15 protein-coding genes and 1 tRNA gene are annotated in these 19456 nt (G+C 48.7%); 6 read left to right on the forward strand and 10 right to left on the reverse strand.

The features are described 5' to 3' along the window. From BGO59_RS13380 to BGO59_RS13390, 4 genes are all read right to left on the reverse strand, one after another. A partial coding sequence (locus BGO59_RS13380) for a phospho-sugar mutase (protein WP_293684116.1) occupies positions 1-1198 on the reverse strand: 1198 nt, incomplete at its 3' end. Next, a complete protein-coding gene (locus BGO59_RS36445) occupies positions 1189-1431 on the reverse strand; it encodes a PIN domain-containing protein (RefSeq protein WP_366937045.1) in 243 nt (80 codons plus the stop codon). The genes BGO59_RS13380 and BGO59_RS36445, both read right to left, overlap by 10 nt. A 175-nt stretch (positions 1432-1606) precedes the next feature. Beyond that, complete coding sequence (locus BGO59_RS13385; protein WP_293684117.1) at positions 1607-1819, reverse strand: hypothetical protein; 213 nt, start codon at positions 1817-1819, stop codon at positions 1607-1609. A gap of 110 nt (positions 1820-1929) precedes the next feature. Continuing rightward, on the reverse strand, positions 1930-3228 hold the full coding sequence (locus tag BGO59_RS13390; RefSeq protein ID WP_293684118.1) for a DUF4249 domain-containing protein: 1299 nt from the start codon (positions 3226-3228) through the stop codon (positions 1930-1932). A 231-nt stretch (positions 3229-3459) separates the two neighbouring features. On the opposite strand from BGO59_RS13390, the gene BGO59_RS13395 reads away from it, so the two are divergent. The 6 genes from BGO59_RS13395 to BGO59_RS13420 all read left to right on the forward strand — a co-directional run bounded on the left by BGO59_RS13395 (position 3460) and on the right by BGO59_RS13420 (position 10752). Next, positions 3460-5865 carry a TonB-dependent receptor gene (locus tag BGO59_RS13395; protein ID WP_293684119.1) on the forward strand — a complete coding sequence of 802 codons (2406 nt, stop codon included), beginning with the start codon at positions 3460-3462 and terminating at the stop codon, positions 5863-5865. Positions 5866-5878: 13 nt separating this feature from the next. Then, complete coding sequence (locus tag BGO59_RS13400) at positions 5879-7189, forward strand: DUF4249 domain-containing protein (protein ID WP_293684120.1); 1311 nt, start codon at positions 5879-5881, stop codon at positions 7187-7189. Between the two features lie 19 nt (positions 7190-7208). Beyond that, a complete protein-coding gene (locus BGO59_RS13405) occupies positions 7209-8507 on the forward strand; it encodes a DUF4249 domain-containing protein (protein WP_293684121.1) in 1299 nt (432 codons plus the stop codon). 17 nt (positions 8508-8524) lie between these two features. Then, complete coding sequence (locus BGO59_RS13410; protein WP_293684122.1) at positions 8525-9832, forward strand: DUF4249 domain-containing protein; 1308 nt, start codon at positions 8525-8527, stop codon at positions 9830-9832. A 174-nt stretch (positions 9833-10006) separates the two neighbouring features. Further along, positions 10007-10423, forward strand: coding sequence for an element excision factor XisH family protein (locus tag BGO59_RS13415; protein ID WP_293684123.1), 417 nt, complete (start codon positions 10007-10009; stop codon positions 10421-10423). Then, positions 10411-10752 carry a XisI protein gene (locus BGO59_RS13420; RefSeq protein WP_293684124.1) on the forward strand — a complete coding sequence of 114 codons (342 nt, stop codon included), beginning with the start codon at positions 10411-10413 and terminating at the stop codon, positions 10750-10752. The genes BGO59_RS13415 and BGO59_RS13420 overlap by 13 nt, the downstream gene beginning before the upstream one ends. Positions 10753-10756: 4 nt before the next feature. Here the strand turns inward: BGO59_RS13420 and BGO59_RS13425 are convergent, their stop codons facing one another. The 6 genes from BGO59_RS13425 to BGO59_RS13450 all read right to left on the reverse strand — a co-directional run bounded on the left by BGO59_RS13425 (position 10757) and on the right by BGO59_RS13450 (position 19394). Beyond that, a complete protein-coding gene (locus BGO59_RS13425; RefSeq protein WP_293684125.1) occupies positions 10757-11818 on the reverse strand; it encodes an NAD-dependent epimerase/dehydratase family protein in 1062 nt (353 codons plus the stop codon). A 91-nt stretch (positions 11819-11909) separates the two neighbouring features. After that, positions 11910-13862, reverse strand: a complete 1953-nt coding sequence (locus BGO59_RS13430; RefSeq protein WP_293684126.1) for a KUP/HAK/KT family potassium transporter — start codon at positions 13860-13862, stop codon at positions 11910-11912. A 293-nt stretch (positions 13863-14155) separates the two neighbouring features. Beyond that, positions 14156-15616 (reverse strand): M20 family peptidase, encoded by a 1461-nt coding sequence (locus BGO59_RS13435; RefSeq protein WP_293684127.1) that lies wholly within the window; start codon positions 15614-15616, stop codon positions 14156-14158. Between the two features lie 451 nt (positions 15617-16067). Further along, positions 16068-16131, reverse strand: a tRNA-OTHER gene (locus tag BGO59_RS13440). Between the two features lie 201 nt (positions 16132-16332). Next, positions 16333-17862, reverse strand: a complete 1530-nt coding sequence (locus BGO59_RS13445; protein ID WP_293684128.1) for a TROVE domain-containing protein — start codon at positions 17860-17862, stop codon at positions 16333-16335. A gap of 197 nt (positions 17863-18059) precedes the next feature. Continuing rightward, on the reverse strand, positions 18060-19394 hold the full coding sequence (locus BGO59_RS13450) for an Nramp family divalent metal transporter (protein WP_293684129.1): 1335 nt from the start codon (positions 19392-19394) through the stop codon (positions 18060-18062). Positions 19395-19456: the final 62 nt, after the last annotated feature.

The following is a 19456-nucleotide window of genomic DNA, read 5'->3' on the forward strand; positions in this document are numbered from 1 at the left end:
CAATAAATTTCTCTTTGCCTTCGAGTTCGCGAATGACTTCAGCGATGTATTTAAAGCCAGTGAGGGTATTGTAACAGGTAACACCGTAGTTCTTACACATCTGATCGATCAGATCGGTGGTCACGATGGTTTTAGCGACAAACTCCTTCCCTGTCAGCTTCCCGGCATCTTTCCAGGCGTTGAGCAGGTAGTAAATGATCAGACTGGCCATCTGGTTACCGTTGAGCAACTCAAATTCGCCATGATGATTACGGGCACCAGCGCCAACACGGTCGGCATCGGGGTCGGTTGCCATTACCAGGTCTGCGTTGATCGATAAGGCCAGATCCAGCGCCAGTTGCATGGCAGCCCGTTCTTCGGGGTTGGGCGATTTTACGGTGGGGAAATTACCATCGGGAGTCGCCTGCTGTTCGACAATATGGACGTTGTTGAAGCCCAGGGCATCAAGTACGCGTGGTACCAGCGTAATGCCTGTTCCGTGAATGGGTGTATAAACAATGTTCAGGTTCGCCTGGCGCTTAATCACATCAGGGTTGACAGCGTTCGACTTTACGCGCTCCACATACGGAGCATCGATTATTTCGTCGATCATTGTGATGCGTTCTGGAATACCCAGGAACTTAATGTCATCGACAGAAGTCACTTTATTGACCTCGGCAATAATACCCTTGTCGTGCGGAGACACAACCTGACCGCCATCGTTCCAGTATACTTTATATCCATTATACTCAGGCGGATTGTGTGAGGCCGTGATAACCAGGCCGCTTTGGCAACCTAATTGCCGAATGGCGAACGACAGCTCCGGTGTTGGGCGCAAACTGCTGAACAGGTATACTTTAATACCATTGGCCGAAAAAATATCGGCTGCTAACTGGGCAAATTCCGGACTCATCCGGCGGCTGTCGTGCGCGATAGCCACGCTTACATCTTCACCGGGAAATGCCGCATTGATGTAGTTGGAAAGCCCCTGTGTAGCTGCCCCGACGGTGTAACGATTCATTCGGTTAGAGCCAACGCCTAAAACCCCACGAAGTCCCCCGGTTCCGAATTCCAGATCGCGATAAAATGAGTCGGTAAGTTCCGTGGTATTTCCTGAGTCGATCAAATGCTGAATCGATTCTTTCGTGGCGGCATCGTAATTGCCACTGAGCCATTTATCAACACGCTGCTGGGTAGAAGGGTCGAGGGTTAATTCCATTGGTCTAAAGTAATAATTTGAGGTTGATTTAATTGGATCAGACGTTTGTCGTTTGTTATAAATACGTCGCAGTTGTGAACTAAAGTAGCACCAAGCTGAAGCGAGTCAAAAGCTTTCAGGCTAAATAATTTCTGTTGTAAATTAAGTGCTTTCGATACGATCTCTGTTGTAATAGAAACCTTTTGCATGCGAGAATCTACCAGCAGTTGATCAAAAGCTTGTATAATATCGATACGATTTTCTCATACAGGTTTTGTTTTAAATTCTAACTCCGTTAAGACACTGGTTGTTAAACTGACAGACCGCTGTTGGCAATAAATCAGAATATCGTTAACCACTGATGCGAACTGAGGATGCCCTTCGATCAGGTATATTAATGGAGCCGTATCGAGAAAGGCAGATTTAAAGTCAATCTTCTTCACGACTCTTGTTTATATACGTTTGAGCATCTGTTTCCCAAACTCCCTTGCCAATACCTATATACTTATCAAAATCAGCAATAGTAGGCAATTCGGTGGGGCGAGCTGCCAGCATTCGATCGACTAATTGATGTAAGAGTTGAAGCTTTTCATTGGGCTTTAACTTATCTACTTCCTGCAAAATAGCTTCTACGGCTTCCATACTAAGTTGACTCCTTTAGTTCGCCAAAATTACAATTACCTTATAGACCACCAAATCTGCACGATAGATTCATGCCGTTTTTTCCTGAATGGAAAGAGAGGTCTTCTGAATCAATCCTGCCAACCATCTGGCTTGTAGGGCGTTCGGCTGTCGCTGGGAACACAGATAGCGGTCGCGGGTCGGGGAGGGCCACCCCATATTCGGATACTGGGGTATGGATAAATGGGTTCTGGTATCGGTTGCCTCCGATTTAAGGAATAGAAAAAGGCTGCTCCCGGTTGCCAGGCTACTTTTTCAGGAACAATATTGCCAAAGGGAAGCCCAGTCACATCGTTTCGGTCGATCCAGTATCGTTTCGGCGAAACGGCCGATGCTGTAAAATATCCTACTACTTTCTCCCGATTATCAGCCACATTGCGGATGTTACCAACAGGTGCAGAAGGGGCCGTATCGGTCAGTCCATTGGTCATCTGGGTGCGTTGAAATTGATTGAAGTAGGCATGAGCGGATTGGGTTAGCGACGACTGACGAATTTCGACCAGGCAGGCGGTACTATCATAATAAGGAATCTGAGCCACGGACCGATGCTGAATCAGGTTGCCATTCGTGTATTGATCATCGAAGACATTTAGTGCATAACTATAGAGGATTTCCCAGCAATCGGTACGGCAGGGATAGTCATAGACATATAACCCTGCCTGAAAGGGCGGCTGACCAGCTTCCATATAATTTACAGGAACGAAACAGTCTTCATAGAGGTCATTGCCCGCTACGTAAAATGTTTTGTCTTTATAAGTATGAAGCAGGATGTTATTCACGGAATAAACACCTTCCTGACAACTTCGGCACCAGCTTTGCTTTTCCCAGAGTTTCCAGTCCCAACGGTAATAATTTGCCTGATCGGCGGGGTCCTGCGTATCGATAAAGACATCATGACCCGCCCGATAGCCTCCATCCAACTGCTGTTCAGCAGGCAATGCCACTGGATTGAAGCGGGCTGATACACTACGAATTGGCGCTACGGCTGGCATGACCTGCCGGGTCGATAGATAGCGAGTACCATCGGAAAGGGTAAACCGCAGTTGGTAAGCGTGTCCGACCTGCCCTTTAAAATCCGAAGGAAGTTGGTAGCTACCATCAACGGTTTCATGACAGGGAATAACCTGTGTGGAGTCAACGATTACCTCTACGGTTGCTTTGGTGATGGGAACAGCACCAAACCGCCCGGTCAATCGGTCGGCTTTGGAGCGGTTTAGCCGGATCACCTGCGGCTCTGGAAGATTCGTGATCGTACCATCCACGACCAGCACATCGATCGTACTGTTGAGGGTAAGATCAAGTGAATCGACACAGGCGGTGAGCCAGTAGGTGATTGATAGACAGATCGCAAGCAAAAGAAATGAACGCATACTTCTGATAAATAAGCTGGCCAGCACGGCTGGATCGCTATTTGGTTAACGAATTAAGTGGCTATTTTGGCAAATGGACTATGTTTATAGGTAGATTTTATAGAAAAGATGGTTTGACTAATATAGTATCATATACTGTTGAACACTAGCCTGTTGTTCCCTGCTCACGAATAAAACAAAGCTACTGTGTGCAATAAAGTATAACCGCACCTTTGTTTACCTTTTCTTTTCATGCTTCGATTTCTATTTATCCTTCTTTTCGGGCTGAACAGTTTATCGGCTTCTGCTCAGATTCTCTATACCCTATCCGGTACGATTCGGGACTCGACCTCCAATCAACCCGTTGTTCGGGCCGCTGTTGTGCTGGACTATGACAAGTCGGCTACGGGTACGTACACCGACGAGCAGGGGCGCTATTCGATCAAGACCCGGATGGGCCAGCACATTGTGGTGGTGCGTAGTATTGGCTTTGTCCCCTTCCGAACAACGATTTCCATTCGGGGCAACACTACCCTGGATGTACGCTTGCCCTCCGTAGCCAGCCAGCTCGAAGAGGTAGTCGTTACCAGTAAAGGCTACGATCGGAATGTTCGTCAGCCGTTGCTGGGTGTCAGTCAGATCAATATTGCTACGCTCAAGAAGATGCCGGCTGCTTTAGGGGAGGTCGATATTATGCGTAGCCTGCAAATGTTGCCGGGCGTTACGAGTGTGGGCGAAGCGGCCAACGGAGTCAATATTCGGGGTGGAACAACCGATCAGAACCTGATTCTGATGGACGATACGCCCATCTTTAATCCTACCCACATGTTTGGGCTTTTTTCGGTATTCCCGCCCGATGCCGTAGGGGGCCTTGATTTATACAAAGGTAATGTGCCCGCTCGGTACGGTGGGCGAGCGGCTTCGGTGCTGGACATTAGCTTGCGCAATCCTGATCTGAACGAGTTTAAGCTGAGCGGAGGAGCCAGTCTGGTGGCCAATCGGTTAACGGTCGAAACCCCAATCATAAAAGGAAAGCTGGGCTTGCTGGTTTCGGGCCGAGGAGCGTTTAATGATTTTCTGCTTCGGCTGGCCTCCAAACGACTGGATGATATTCGGGCTAAGTTTGGCGATGGGGCTGCTAAGCTTTTCTGGCGCATCGACGACCGCAATACAGTTACGGCAATGGGGTATTTCAGTCAGGATTTATTCCAGACTAATCTGCTGGGTAGTCTGGCGAATGTGAATGCAATTAATACGCAGTATGCCCAGCAAACCGCCAATGGGATGGTACGCTGGTTCCATGCCTTCAACCCCCGACTGAATCTGCAAACAACGGCATTGGTCGCTCAGTATATTCCCCGCATCCTGTCGACTGAGGATAGTACGTTCAATAAAGTGGTGTTGAAACAGTCGCTGTTACAGCGGCAGGTCAAGTCGAACCTGAACTATCAGTTAGACAATCAGAAAATCGAAATCGGGATTAGCGGAACACACTACCGACTGAATCCCGGCGAGTTGATACCGAATAACAGCCTGGCGGTAAATTATCAGCGGACACCCATCGAAAATGCTATGGAACTGGGCATCTATGCCGAAGACGAGATGAGTGTGTCGGAAAAGCTGGCGGTATCGGTCGGGCTTCGGTATTCGCATTTTCTTAGCCTGGGACCATCGGTAGTTCGTCGTTACGGTAGTGAAGGAACGGGCGGTGCTGTTTACGATATTACCAATGTTGTCGATTCTGTCCGATACGGGGCTGGTCAGGTGGCGAGTCAATACGGTGGATTCGAACCTCGGCTGGGTTTACGCTATGCATTGGGTGATAACTCATCCATCAAACTGGGTTATAACCTGATGCGGCAGTATTTGCAGGTGATCACCAATACCACAACGCCATTGCCTACGTCGCGCTGGAAGACCTCGGATGCGCACATCCAGCCGCAAGTGAGTCAACTATGGTCGGCGGGGTACTTTCATAATTCGAAGAATAACATTTTTGAGTTGTCAGCCGAGGTGTACTGGCGTAGTACCCAGCATATTCTGGATTACAAACCGGGAGCTGATTTCCTCTTGCAGCCTTATCCCGAAACGCAATTGCTACCCGGTCGAAGCAAGGCCTATGGACTGGAAATCATGATGGCCAAAAAGAAGGGCGAGCTTACGGGTTGGGTCAACTACACCTATGCCCGAACGCTGAATCAGGTAGCCGCAGGGGTCGATTTTCAGCAGCAGATCAATGGTGGCGATTGGTACAAAGCTAATTACGACCGACCGCATAGCCTGAATATCAGCCTGAATATCAACCAGGGCCGACATCACAGCTTTTCGTTCAACTTTTCCTACAGCACGGGCCGACCCTATACGGCCCCAGAAGGGTTCATCCGATATCAGGGGCGAACTTATCCGTATTACGACGAACGGAATCAGTACCGACTGCCCGACTACCATCGGCTGGATTTCGCCTGGAACATTTACAACCCCAGCATGAAAAACCGTCGATGGCAGGGTCACTGGACGTTCACCGTGTATAATCTATATGGTCGCCGGAATGTGTATTCGATCTTTTACCGGACTGAAGGACAGGCGACTAATCCGTATCGGCTGAGCATTTTTGCTGCCCCGATTCCCAGCCTGACCTACAATTTCGAGTTTAAGTAAACGGCTCTACGGAATGCGTTTGTTTCTCACATTATTGCTGGCTGTTGGTTTAGTATCCTGCGTCGATCCTGTGGACGGAATACTGCTTGGAACGGTGGACGTGCTGGTGGTGGATGGGATCATTAATAACCTGCCAGAACCACAGGTAATCCGACTTAATCGATCAAAATCCGATCCATTTACGGGCCAGACCGGCTTTACGCCAATCACCGGGGCAACCATAGAGGTCGTAGTTGATTCGGCCGAAGCGATACCTTGCCATGAAACCACCGAGGGCAATTACCAACTCCCCAGCGATTTTAAGGGGAAAATTGGCCATGCTTATCAACTCCGTTTTTCACTGGCAGATGGAACCCGGTATGCGTCGACTCAACAGATTATGCCAGCTTATCCAGTTCCAGCGATCAATAAACTAACAGCCCGGTTCAATCCGAAAAGTTTACGAACGCCACTGGATGGTTTTTACACGGCTGGGCATGACCTGTTTGTTGAGTTTAAAGACCCCGTCGAGGCTCATAATTATTACCGATGGGACTGGAAGATTTGGGAAAAGCAACAATGGTGTCGGACTTGTCAGCAGGGCGTTTATGCGGTTTACGGCATTCGAGACAGCTTGGTATTGTCGAATGCATCGCGGGGGAACTACTATATCTACACAGAAGATCGGTCAACCCGGTTGGAAGATTGTTATCGGGAATTAACGCCCCCCGCTTTCTCCTATCGTACGCCTTTGCCCAATTACGCCTACGATTACATGTGCCGAACCAATTGCTGGGAAATCTTTTACAGTCACGACATTACCGTGTTCGATGATGTGTATACCAACGGCGGGTTAATTACAGGACTTAAGGCTGCGCAAATTCCGTTTTATACCTATAATCCATGTCTGGTCGAGGTTCGACAAAGCTCGCTCACGGTCGATGCTTATGGCTATTTTAAAGCGATTCAGGATCAGACCGAACGCACTGGCGGCCTGGCCGATACACCGCCATCGGTTTTGGCGGGCAATGTGCATAATGTAGCGAATCGTAAAGAGGTTGTTGTTGGCTTTTTTTCTGCATCTGTCCTAACCTCGCTGCGGTATTGGCTCGACCGGAAAGATGCCTCTGGTGTGTCGTTTGGAGGCTCTGGGCCAGCGGGTTATGGAGGGGATGTAGGGTCAGAGCTATTTTATGTGTTGAACAGGCGTCAGCCTGCCATGGAGCCTACTCCGCCAGCCATTCCACAAATGGTGATACAGAATAGCCTGAACCGGCCCCCAACAGCCTTTTGTTTGCCGAGTGATACACGAACACCCAATAAACCCGAAGGCTGGCGGGATTAAAGCCGTCTGCACGCAACCTATGAAAGTCTTAGGTGATAATAAGTGGCTATGTGTTCGGGTGGTGGGCTGGCTGGTACTTGGCTGGCTACCAATGGCCTGTGTTGATCCAGACGATGTACTATTGCGCGGTACGTTGGATCTTATAGTCGTAGATGGCACGCTGACAAACCTGATTGAGGAGCAACTTATTACGCTCAATCGCTCCCGCGCTGACCCACTTACAGGCCGATTTGGGGTATTGCCGATTACCAAAGCGCAGGTTGAGGTGGTAGTAGATTCGGCCCAAGTCGTAAAAGCCGAAGAAACGGAAGACGGTACTTACCGATTGCCCAGTGATTTTCGCGGGCAAGTGGGCCATGCCTATCAACTGAGGTTTACACTCAATGAAGGTACCCGTTATGTGTCCAGTCAGCAGGTGATGCTACCAGTTTCGCCAATCGATAAAGCACGCGTACAGTTCAATCCGGTCAGTTTGCCGCCGGGCCTGTACCCGACAAATTTCCGGGCAGGGTATGATGCGTTTGTTGACACCAACGACCCGCCCGGTCAGCGTAATTATTATCGTTGGGACTGGATTTTGTACGAAAAGCAGAAATGGTGCAAAAGCTGCTACCAAAGTATTTACATCGACACCATGCAGACCCGCTACATCCAGAATGGTGTGGTAGCTACCATGAAACAAGCCATTGAAAACTGCGTAAATCCATTAACGGTGTTCACAGCTTTTGGCTTTCCCAATGGCGACTGGTATTCCGACTACCTGTGCCGGACACCCTGCTGGGCACGGATTCGTAATTATAACCTGAATGTATTCGACGACCAGCTCAGTAACGGTGGTTTGTTGGTGGGCCGCAAAGTAGCCCAGGTTCCTCTATTGACCCGCCAGCCTGCGTTAATGCAACTGCGGCAGTCGTCGCTAACGGCAGAAGCCTACCGGTATTTTTATCTGTTTCAGCAGCAAACCCAGAATACGGGCGGTCTGGCCGACACGCCCCCGACGGCTTTGGTGGGGAATGTCAGAAATGTTGCGAATGCTAGGGAAGCGGTAGTCGGATTCTTTACGGCAAGCACGGTAGCTGTGAAAGAAATCTGGCTCGATAAAAAAGACGCTACCAAACTACCACTAGGTGCCTATGACGATGCCGGAAATATTGTACAGGACGATGATGAACTATTCTACGCGCTGAAGGTTCGTTTGCCAACGCAAGGTCCCGAAGGACCACCGTTTACGCCGGGTAGTCACGGCCGTTTTATCACCGCTCCCTGTACACCCGGCCCTAACCAAACCCCGCTAAAGCCAGAAGGCTGGCGGGATTAATTCTCAACGTTTCGACTATGTACCTACGACTTTTTTTGATCGGACTTACATTCCTGGTAGTGGCCTGCGTTGACCCTGAAGATTTGTTATTGCATGGTACCAACGATATCATCGTGGTAGATGGTACGATTACAGATCGGGCAGAAGCACAGATTATCAAACTGAATCGCTCCCAGGCCGACCCGCTCACGGGGCGATTTGGAACCCTACCCATTACCAGGGCCACCGTACAGATAATGGTCGATTCTTCCGTTCTGATTACCTGCCATGAAACGATTGATGGCAGCTATCAACTGCCCAGCGATTTCAAAGGGCAAACTGGGCATGCCTATCAACTACGGTTTACGCTAACCGATGGAACCAGCTATCAATCGAGCCAGCAGGTTATGCCGGCTGTAGTACCTATTCAAAAGGCGTATGCTGAGTTTAATCCGAAAAGTCTGCCCGCTAATCAGTTCGACGGTTTTACCGCTGGTCACGATCTTTCTATCGATGTGCAGGACCCGGTTGATCAGCATAATTATTACCGCTGGGACTGGATACTCTATGAACGGCAGTACTGGTGTAAAACCTGCCAGCAGGGCGTTTATGCCGTTTATAAAGTGCTGCCCCACACCTATTTATACGAATACTATTTTGTGGCTGGAAATGAATTGTTCGAAGATTGCTTTAGTCCACCTACCTATACGACTGACTTTGGGGCTCCGTATGTACCCAAAGGCTATTGGTATTACGATTACAATTGCCGAACAGCCTGCTGGGAGATTTTGCGCAACGTAGCGATCAATGTGTTCGATGATCAATACAGCAATGGAGGACTACTGGTGAAACGAAAAGTAGCTAGTATCCCATTTTATCAGCACGCTCCCTGCCTGGTCGATGTTCGGCAGCTATCGCTGACGAAGGATGCTTATCGCTATTTTCAACTGCTCCAGCAACAGACGCAAAATACGGGAGGACTGGCCGATTCGCCCCCAACGGCGTTGGCTGGGAATGTGCGAAATACAGCAAATAGCCGGGAGTCGGTGGCGGGCTATTTCACCACTTCAGCGGTGTCTTTGTATCATCAGTGGCTTGACCGAAAAGATGCAGAAGGTATCCCATTAGGGGCTATGGACCCGGAAGGACCGCACGATAATATTGGGGAGGATTTGTTTTATGCCCTGAATAGCCGTCGGCCCAACCCCGAACCATCGCCCCCGTATCAGGGCAATCGTTTCCCTCCAAATGTTAGAATCTGGCCCAATAATGATCGCCCACCTACCGCTCCCTGTACACCCAGCGAAACAAAAACTCCTTACAAACCCGAAGGCTGGCGGGATTAAAACCGACACTCCTTCCCCCTGTCCAATTGTTGATGAGGGGGAAGGAGTGTCGATTGAAAATAAGTTAAGCTTATTTCAAAATTGGCTCCAGTGCGGCCCGGTTAGCATCGAGCTTATAGGTTAACCTAACTTTGAATGCTTAAATTGCAAAACACTAAGTTTGCAGAATGATTTATGCCCGCCAAAGATGCATATCATACAATTGTCCGCACTGCACTTGAAAAAGACCAATGGCAGATTACGCATGATCCTTTACGAGTTGTTCTGGGGCGGAAAAAAGGGTATGTGGACTTAGCTGCTGAAAAATTACTGGCCGCTCAACGTGGGACAAAAAAAATTGCAGTTGAAATTAAGAGCTTTTTAGGGGCATCAACGCTAGACGAATTTGAGGATGCTCTCGGCCAGTTTTTGATTTATAAGGTTGCCCTGGAAGTAGATGATCCCACTCGCCAACTCTATCTTGCAGTGCCTTTCAGTGTTTATACTGATTTTTTCGACGATTCTTTCTTCTCGGGTATTCTTAAGCGGTTTATGGTGCAATTGCTTATTTTTGATGAGGAACAGCAAACAATAGTGCAATGGATAGACTGAGCAAACATAAAACTATTGTCAGACGTATTCTGGAAGAAATCGCATCAATAAGCCCATCGGATGATCACTCGGAAACACAAGTGATCATCGATGAGGAGCGCGGTCATTATCTTCTGTTTTCTGTGGGATGGGGGCGTAATCGCCGGGAGTATGTCCCATTTGTCCATCTTGATGTACAGCCTAATGCAAAAGTATACATCCAGCACGATGGTACTGATCTGAAAATAGCCGAACGTTTAGTGGAAGAGGGGATTGAAAAGAATCAAATTGTATTGGCTTTTCAATCCCCTAACCGCCGAAAACTTATTCCAGATTTTGCTGTAAGTTAAGAATTTACTTCAAAATTGGCTCCAGCACGGCCCGGTTAGCGTCGAGCCAGGCATGAATGTCGGTGACAATTTCGCGGATGCCGAGTTCAGGCTTCCAGCCCGTTAACTTCGTTACGTTGGTATTATCGGTAATATACAGGCGAATATCAGCGGCTCGGTTCTCTGTAACCTGCTTGATCGGGATGGTTTTGCCCGTAACTTCCTGGCAGATTTTAGTCAATTCCTGGAGTGATGCGCTGCTTTCTACACCACCGCCCGCGTTCAGAATTTCGCCATTGACTTTGTCCAGATTGTGTAGCTCCCAATCGATCAACCGATAAAGATCGGCTATGTGGAGCATGTCGCGGGTTTGCTTACCCGTGCCACCGTACCCGATGTACGCGAGTTGCTGCTCAAAATAGTGTTTGGCGATCCAGAGCACCATGACTCCCTGATCGACTTTACCCATCTGCCAGGGGCCAGTAATAACACCACAGCGATTAATAACCGTTTTCAGTCCGTAGAATTCATTATATTCCTGAATCAACAGTTCAGAGGCTAGTTTCGTAGTACCATACAGCGACCGGGCACCATCGAGTGGGAATATCTCGGCAATGCCTTTCGACGAAACACCGGGTACAGGTTGATCGTCCGTCAGGACAAATCGTGTTTCGGCTTCCTCGAAATTCAGGGTTTCAATCGTCTTGATTGGGTAAACACGACTGGTCGACAGGAAGATAAAGTTGGCCCGGTGCTTTAGCGCATAATTTAGGCAATTGACCGTACCGAATAAGTTGGTGTTGATCAGATAATCGGGCGTTCCATCCAGACCCGCTAGTACCGACGGCTCGGCCGACGCTTCGATAACGGTATCAACGGCAGGCAGCGCATCAAAATCTTCCTTATTCCGAATGTCGCCATGTAGAAACTCGATTCCAGCCGCTTTCAGCCGCGCCAGACTAAGTTCTGAACCCCGGCGTTTGAGGTTGTCGAGGGCAAAGATTTGATAATCGGGATAGTTTTGCTTGAGTGAAATGGCCAGCGATGAGCCAACAAATCCGGCCCCGCCGGTGATGAGAAGTTTCATAAAATCAATGATTGAATGATTGAATTGTTGAATGATTGAATAAAGCGGGCATAAGGCCATTCGTCAATTCAATCATTCAATCATTCAATCATTACGATGTGATGCGTTTGAGTTGGACGTTTTCGACTGGACGAATAACCAGGGGGACTTTTTCGACTTTAACTGAACTGCTATCCAGCCCGAACCAGCGATCTTCGGGCGTTGTGAAATTCTTGATGGTAAAGTAGATGTTCATGATGAGCCGTTCGCGGGGAGGTAGTTCGTTCTCAAATGATAAGAATTTCTCCAATACTACGAACCGGAAATCACCAATGACATTCTGGCGGCTCAGCGATTCGTAACGGCTGGTAATATCCACCTCTTTATTTTTTACCATGTCTTCGATCACCTTGCGGAAGAAGAGGTTAATGCGCTGCTCGACCCGGAAACCTAATTTAAACGTCACTTTATAGGCATCGTCGGGCGCAATGGTGTTCACTTTATACTCCATTGTATACGGGTCATCAGTCGTATCAACGTGTACAAACCAGTAAATATCAGCGCGTTTGGGGCGTTTCTGGAAAATGGAGTAGATAATTTTAGATTCAATTTCCGACTGGCGGGCCGCGTTGCTCATGAATACCAGGTGCGTCGCATACTTGGGAATACTGATGTCGCGGCTAAGTTCTTTGATGGCCTGAATGTATTGGTCGATGCGGACGTACTCGGTCAGGCGAAGTTTGATCTGGAACGCCTGTAGCCAGATATACATGACACCGGCAATGGTAGAACCAATCAAAACGGATACCCAGCCACCATGCGGGAATTTGATCAGGTTAGCGACCAGGAATGAGCCTTCGATACCCAGATAAACCGTCAAAAACAAAACCACCCACCAGGCCTGATACTTGTGGGTGTAGAGGTAATACGACATAAGCAGCGTGGTCATCAGCATCGTCAGGGTGATCGCCAGACCGTAAGCGGCTTCCATGTTCGATGATTCACGGAAATACAGCACCACACCAACGCAGCCTGCCCACAGCAGCATATTCACACTGGGTACATAAAGCTGCCCCTTCTGAACACTCGGATAACGCAATCGAACTTTAGGCCAGAAATTTAATCGGATGGCTTCACTGATCAGGGTGAACGATCCGCTGATCAGGGCCTGACTGGCAATGACCGTAGCGGCTGTAGCAATACTGATACCGATGGTCAGGAACCAGGGAGGCATTACTTCATAAAACGGAATCCGCTCTTTCAGAACCTGTCCTTCCTGTCCAATTAACCAGGCTCCTTGTCCAAAATAGTTGAGAATCAGGCAGGTTTTGACAAATACCCAGCTAACCCGAATATTGGCCCGGCCGCAGTGCCCCATGTCGGAGTAGAGGGCTTCGGCACCCGTTGTGCAAAGGAAGACAGAACCCAGAAGCCAGAAACCGCCGGGGTATTCGGTCAGTAGCCAATACGCGTAATAGGGATTTATAGCCGACAAAATCCCCGGTGCCTGAGCGATTTGAATAATACCGAGTGTTCCCAGCATCACAAACCAAACAAACATGATGGGGCCAAAGGCAGTCCCTACAACGCTGGTACCAAATGCCTGAATCAGAAACAGTATCGTGAGAATAGCGATTACAATTTCGATGATCTGGACATGTGTAATGGCCGGATACAATAAACGTAACCCTTCAACGGCTGACGATACTGAAATAGGGGGCGTAATGATCCCGTCGGCTAGTAGAGCCGCTCCACCTATGATTGCCGGTAATGTTAGCCAGCGAGCGTGCCGACGTACCAGTGCATAAAGGGCAAAAATGCCACCCTCACCCCGGTTGTCGGCCCGAAGGATCAGGATCACATACTTAACCGTTGTTTGCAGAGTGAGCGTCCAGAGTACACAGGAAAGCGCTCCACGAACCACATCGGCTCGAATTGCATTATTGGGTCCAACGATCGCCCGGAGAGTGTACAGAGGGGATGTACCAATATCACCGTAGATAATTCCCATGGCTACCAGCAGTCCGGCAGCGGTAACGGTGTCTAAATGTTTTTTGTCTTCCATAAAATAGGCTTACGCCTTTTTGCCTTACGGGCGGGTCAAAACGGCGCAAAGATAACCGATGTTTAGATTCATTAATCGCACTTTAATCGAAAGTTGCCTTCCCTGTCAAAATGCAATAATCCAGCCGTATGCCGAATAGACGTTGAGTGTGGCCAGAAAACTGTCGGTCGAGAAAATACGTACATACATGTGCCCATATTCTAGTCAGTTTGGGTTTTAATTAGGTGTAGTTGGTAGATGGTCTGTTTACTCAACAGGCCATCTCTTTTGATAGCCCTCCTACAATGAATTGTTTAGTTAGACTGACTATTTCGGATTAAAGCCACATAAAATCGGATCATAGTCTGATAATCAATTAGGCGGATACGTTCATTCGTGCCGTGAATACTCTGGGTTTCCGCTTCATTGAGTGGAATGGGTGAAAATCGATAGATGGCTGGCGAAACGGCTGCATAGAACTTGGCGTCTGTGGCTCCCAGCATCACATAAGGCGCTACAACTACATCAGGGAAAATGCTTCGAATGGTTCGATGGATGGTTAAGAATGAAGGCGAATCCGGATCCGATACGGCGGCTGGATTGTTACCTTTTCCTAGTATCGTTACCGAAAGGCTATCGTTATCAATAACTTGCTTTACACGCTCGATCACACCCTCTACTGTGTCGCCGGGGAGCAGGCGGAAATTTATGGTAGCGGTTGCGTCGATGGGAAGGACATTGTCTTTGGCTCCTGCCCGAAATATGGTTGGGGCTGTGGTGGTGCGGATGGAAGCATTGCCTGATTTGGTTTGGGCAATCGTTTGTTTGATCAATGGGCCAAAAAGCCAGCGATTAGTCAGAACCATCCGTTGACCAAACGGAACCTCAGAGGCCAGGTAGTCCAATAAGCGATCCACCCCACCATCCAGCCGAGATGGGAAAGGGTTATGTTCTAGACGACTAACGGCTTCGGCCACCATACCGATGCTGGTTTGTGCTGGAGGCATAGACGAATGGCCCCCTTTACCAATGGCGCTGATTTCCAGACTTAAATAGCCTTTCTCACTAATGCCGATCAGGGCAACAGGTTTATTGAGACCGGCTACGCCTTCGGTTTTAATGACTCCACCTTCGTCCAGAATATAGTCCAGTGAAATGTTTCGTTTTTTCAGGGCAGCCGCAATGGTTTGCGCTCCTCGCCCCGATGTTTCTTCATCGGGACCAAAGGCTAGAAATAAGGTTCGCTCGGGTTGGAAATTGGTTCGCAGTAGGTATTCAGTCGATTCCAGTAAAGCAATAACACTCATTTTGTCGTCGAGCGTACCGCGTCCATAGAGGTAGTCACCCTCAATAATACCGCCGAAGGGAGGACGCTTCCACATCGTCTGAGTACCCTGAATGACAGGTACTACATCGTAGTGACCCATTAGCAATATAGGTTTCAGATTGGTATTACGCCCTTTCCATTCGAAGAGTAAGCCATACTGGTTAAATGTTTCATGTTTCAGTCGCTGATGGACAAGTGGAAACGCTGTTTGAATGTAAGCCAGGAACTTATCGAATTGAGTCGTATCGGTCAGCGTATAGTCAGTATAGGATACCGTAGGGATTCGAATAGCTCCGGCCAGTCGCTGAGTGGCAGAATCGGGGATGGAAATCGGAGCAGCAGGCGGTACGTTGATCAGTTGGTGCGGTGTCAGGCGAAAGGTATTGACAACCAGCACAATGAGCAGCAACGCAAGCAAGAGCGCTAAAATTCGTAAAAATAATCGCATAGTTTAGGTCAGTATAGCTGATGAAGCCAATAAAACGTGCAGAAAACAATGAAGCCCGTTCATTTCGCTGGCCCAAAAATGAAATTATTTATCAGAATGCAAATGCAGGTGAATTAAAAACAACCTGACGGCTAAAATAAACTCAGTATCGTCCTGATAAACCTATAAAAAACACCAAAGCTGAGCAGCCTGGCAGAGTTTTTAGGCTTCCACATACTACTCAGTTTTGGTAAAATTGAAAAGCAAGGCAACAGGCGAAACGAGAACGTTTGGTGCTCTACCGCTGAGCTACAGATAATCCTATCTGGCCGGATTCGAACCGGCGACCGCCCGGTTATCAGTCGATGGAACTCGTTTCTACGGCACTTGCTAAAGTCATGCAGGGCAACAGGCGAATACGGTGTTTAGATGCTCTAACCAACTGAGCTACACCGGGAAGTTAGGTACAATGTCCCGGAGGCCAGACTCGAACTGGCGACCCTCTCGATCGAAGCGAAGTAACCCTACTCTACGGCACCTGCATCAATGATAAAAACAGGAGTATCAAGCGTAGCGAGAACGGGGCATTGTGAAGCCAGAGTCGAACGGCAGTGGCCGACCGTTGGACCATCTCGTTTCACCGTGGGAACCGCATGGTTCTTCCCCTTATGGTGCGAAGGAGCTCACTTCTACGACATCCTGTTTAGAGCCACGAGCCCAAACTCGTGGCACATTCGTTACAGTGCAATCTGTTCGATGGCACTTAACGTCGTTTGCCCTTCCTCAAGAGCTTGCAATACATCGAACACCTTGTCGGACCAACCTGCTATCAGGTAAACATCGTTTTGTTCGACCCGTAAAGGAGCGTTTCCGTAACCAGCCAGATCGAACACATAAAGTCGCGCATTGGGGAACAAGTGCTTGTACTGTATCCATTTAGCCGATAAACTGTTTGCCTTGTTCTGTTTTGCCGTGCGGTTATCCCACAACTGGGTGTCCGTAAACAGCATGACTTTATCGGCTTTGTACCGTTGCCGGATCAAATCGTCGATGACCAGATATCCATTGGTCGCATAACCGACTTCTCCTTCGCGACCGTAAAATTCATCGACATTCGCTAGTACCTGACCAGGGGGTAGGGCAATGGTTTTCCAGGTATCGCCAAACATTCCGCTCAGCACATTACGGCATTTCGTGTGCAGTAGCATTCCTAACAGTAGGCCGATGTCATACAACAGCACTTTACTTTTTGGCGAAACTGGTTTCTGCATTGATCCCGATACGTCGCAGGCAACCACCACACGGGTATTTGCTGCGAACCCCCGTAGGTTGGCGGTGCTGGCATAAATAGCATCTTCCAGGGCTTCGAGCAGGATGGGTACGTGCCCAAACGGTAACACTTTCAACTCCCGATACGCAGCCAGAAAACGGAACGGTAACTGTTTCGCCTTCTGAACCGCTTTCGCGTCGGCCAGTAAGGCACAGACTTTTTCAACATGGTCTCCGCTGACATCTGCTTCGAGCATATTACGAAGGTTCCGAAGTGTGGCCATGTAACCCAACCGGCCACTATCGATTAGCTCTTCCCATTTTGCCCGTACGGCCAACTGTTTATCGGATGGACCATCGAACGATTGCTGACCTAATGCGCTCAACTCGGTTTCCCAGGTGTAGGGCGTGTTGAGTGTACCAGTCACTAACTTATCGAAAACGGCTTGCTGGGTTTCGCCTTTTGCTTTTGGATGGACCAGAAACAGGGCATCCCGTAGCTTAACGGCCGTATCCCGGTTGTATTTGGCAAATTGGTATTCGTCAAATTTATTGAAGGCCGTCGACAACCCTTTCTGCATCTGCTTCGACAGGCGGTTGAGTTTTTTAGCTCCCGTTCGCCCGTTTGCTAACTGGTAATATGACAACAGTTCGGTAATCTCATCCGGTCGTTGCACAGTCCGCGCTACAGCTTTTCCAACCAAACCATCGCCGTGGTGTACCTTGGCTAATTCTCCCAGCAACACAACCGGAGCCGAACGGAGGTACATCTGCTCCCGAACATAGACCGCCAGCTTTGCAACAAACACTGGATCGACCTGCGCAACTAATTCCTGAATGCGTACCAATCGCTGGTCTTCACTTTCATAATGTGAGTCGTTGAGCATAGTGGTGACCACCGCCGAATACAGGCTTAGTTGTGGCGTCAACGCATAGGCCTGCCCCCCTTCATAGTTGACGGTTTTCGTTACATCGCGGTTGTGGCTGTTGAATTTCATGATCGTCGTTGTTTTGTTAAACTTGACGATACAAAGGTTTTAAGCACCTGCGCAGTCTTTTTGCGCAGTTCAGAAATTTTTTGAGAAAAATGAAAATTTTGCGCAGATTAGAAAAATCACTCTAATGAAAAGCCTCCGCTCGTTCGCAATACAATTAGGGACGAGCGGAGGCTTGGTGGGGGACGAAATTAATACGGTTACGTTAACGTATCCCAAAGCAAATACCCGTTTAGCCCCATGATGATCAGCGCAACGGCCCAGGAGAGTATTTTTAACCAGCTCGGATTGACAAAGCGACCCATTTTGGTTTTATCACTGGTGAACTGTACCAAAGGGATAACCGCGAAGCTGAGTTGTAAAGATAGAATGACCTGGCTAAGGACCAGTAATTCGGCAGTTCCACGTTCGCCATACAAGATAGCTACGATTAAAGCAGGAATAATGGCCACCAAACGAGTAACCAGCCGGCGAACCCAGGGCTTTAGCCGTAGATTCAGAAATCCTTCCATCACAATCTGACCGGCTAGTGTACCCGTCAGTGTAGAGTTCTGGCCGGAAGCAAGCAGCGCTACGGCAAACAGAATACCTGCTAATTTAACACCAAGGATCGGATCGAGCAGACGGTGGGCATCGGCTATATCGGCCACCTGCTGATTGCCTGAAAAGTGGAAGGCCGCTGCCGACAGCACAAGAATGGCGGCATTGATAAAAAAGGCCAGGAAGAGCGAGACCGTTGAATCGATTGTTGCGAACGTAATAGCGACTTTACGACCAGCATCATTGCGTCCATAATTGCGGGTTTGCACAATACTGGAATGTAAATAGAGATTGTGCGGCATAACGGTGGCTCCTAATATACCGATGGCTATGTAAAGCATCCCCGGATTCGTGACGACGGCTGAACGAGGAATCAATCCCGCAGCAACGTCGGCCATGACGGGCTGAGAAACGATCAGTTCATAACCAAAGCAGCCTACGATCAGAAAGATTAAACCCGCTACGATCCGCTCCAGAATCTGGAAACCTTTGTTTTGCAGGTACAGCAGGAGTAATGCGTCGAGCGCTGTAATGAGTACGCCAATCGTAATTGGAAGGCCAAAGAGTAAATTCAGGGCTATAGCTGACCCGATTACTTCGGCCAGATCGCAGGCGGCAATAGCTATTTCGGCCAGTAGCCACAGCCCTATACCTACCGGGCGACTAAAATGATCGCGACAGGCCTGTGCCAGATCACGGCCGGTGGCAATCCCCAGTTTCAGCGCCAAATGTTGCAACAGAATGGCAAACAGGTTGGAAATCAGAACAACAGATAGGAGTTGGTAGCCGAACTGGGCTCCCCCGGCAATATCGGTCGCCCAGTTGCCGGGGTCCATATAGCCAACAGCTACCATCAGACCTGGCCCTGCATAGGCCCGCAATGTTCGGAAGAAACCACGTCCGACCGGAACATGTACTGACCCATGAACATCGGTCAAGGGCGAGGCTGTATCTTCAGTGTACCAGTGTTTCGTTGATGTATTCGTTACTTCCATTGAGCTTAGTCAAGCTGCTTTAGTTGAGTCGATTGATTGTTACCATCTATAACGTAACAAAT

Origin of the sequence: Spirosoma sp. 48-14 (assembly GCF_001898575.1) — a bacterium.
GTDB lineage: Bacteria > Bacteroidota > Bacteroidia > Cytophagales > Spirosomataceae > Spirosoma.

What these genes read in the sequence shown, in the direction of transcription:
- BGO59_RS13385 (WP_293684117.1), bottom strand. Translation starts at nt 1,819, where the DNA reads ATGGAAGCCGTAGAAGCTATTTTGCAGGAAGTAGATAAGTTAAAGCCC.
- BGO59_RS13390 (WP_293684118.1), bottom strand. Translation starts at nt 3,228, where the DNA reads ATGCGTTCATTTCTTTTGCTTGCGATCTGTCTATCAATCACCTACTGG.
- BGO59_RS13395 (WP_293684119.1), top strand. Translation starts at nt 3,460, where the DNA reads ATGCTTCGATTTCTATTTATCCTTCTTTTCGGGCTGAACAGTTTATCG.
- BGO59_RS13400 (WP_293684120.1), top strand. Translation starts at nt 5,879, where the DNA reads ATGCGTTTGTTTCTCACATTATTGCTGGCTGTTGGTTTAGTATCCTGC.
- BGO59_RS13405 (WP_293684121.1), top strand. Translation starts at nt 7,209, where the DNA reads ATGAAAGTCTTAGGTGATAATAAGTGGCTATGTGTTCGGGTGGTGGGC.
- BGO59_RS13410 (WP_293684122.1), top strand. Translation starts at nt 8,525, where the DNA reads ATGTACCTACGACTTTTTTTGATCGGACTTACATTCCTGGTAGTGGCC.
- BGO59_RS13415 (WP_293684123.1), top strand. Translation starts at nt 10,007, where the DNA reads ATGCCCGCCAAAGATGCATATCATACAATTGTCCGCACTGCACTTGAA.
- BGO59_RS13420 (WP_293684124.1), top strand. Translation starts at nt 10,411, where the DNA reads ATGGATAGACTGAGCAAACATAAAACTATTGTCAGACGTATTCTGGAA.
- BGO59_RS13425 (WP_293684125.1), bottom strand. Translation starts at nt 11,818, where the DNA reads ATGAAACTTCTCATCACCGGCGGGGCCGGATTTGTTGGCTCATCGCTG.
- BGO59_RS13430 (WP_293684126.1), bottom strand. Translation starts at nt 13,862, where the DNA reads ATGGAAGACAAAAAACATTTAGACACCGTTACCGCTGCCGGACTGCTG.
- BGO59_RS13435 (WP_293684127.1), bottom strand. Translation starts at nt 15,616, where the DNA reads ATGCGATTATTTTTACGAATTTTAGCGCTCTTGCTTGCGTTGCTGCTC.
- BGO59_RS13445 (WP_293684128.1), bottom strand. Translation starts at nt 17,862, where the DNA reads ATGAAATTCAACAGCCACAACCGCGATGTAACGAAAACCGTCAACTAT.
- BGO59_RS13450 (WP_293684129.1), bottom strand. Translation starts at nt 19,394, where the DNA reads ATGGAAGTAACGAATACATCAACGAAACACTGGTACACTGAAGATACA.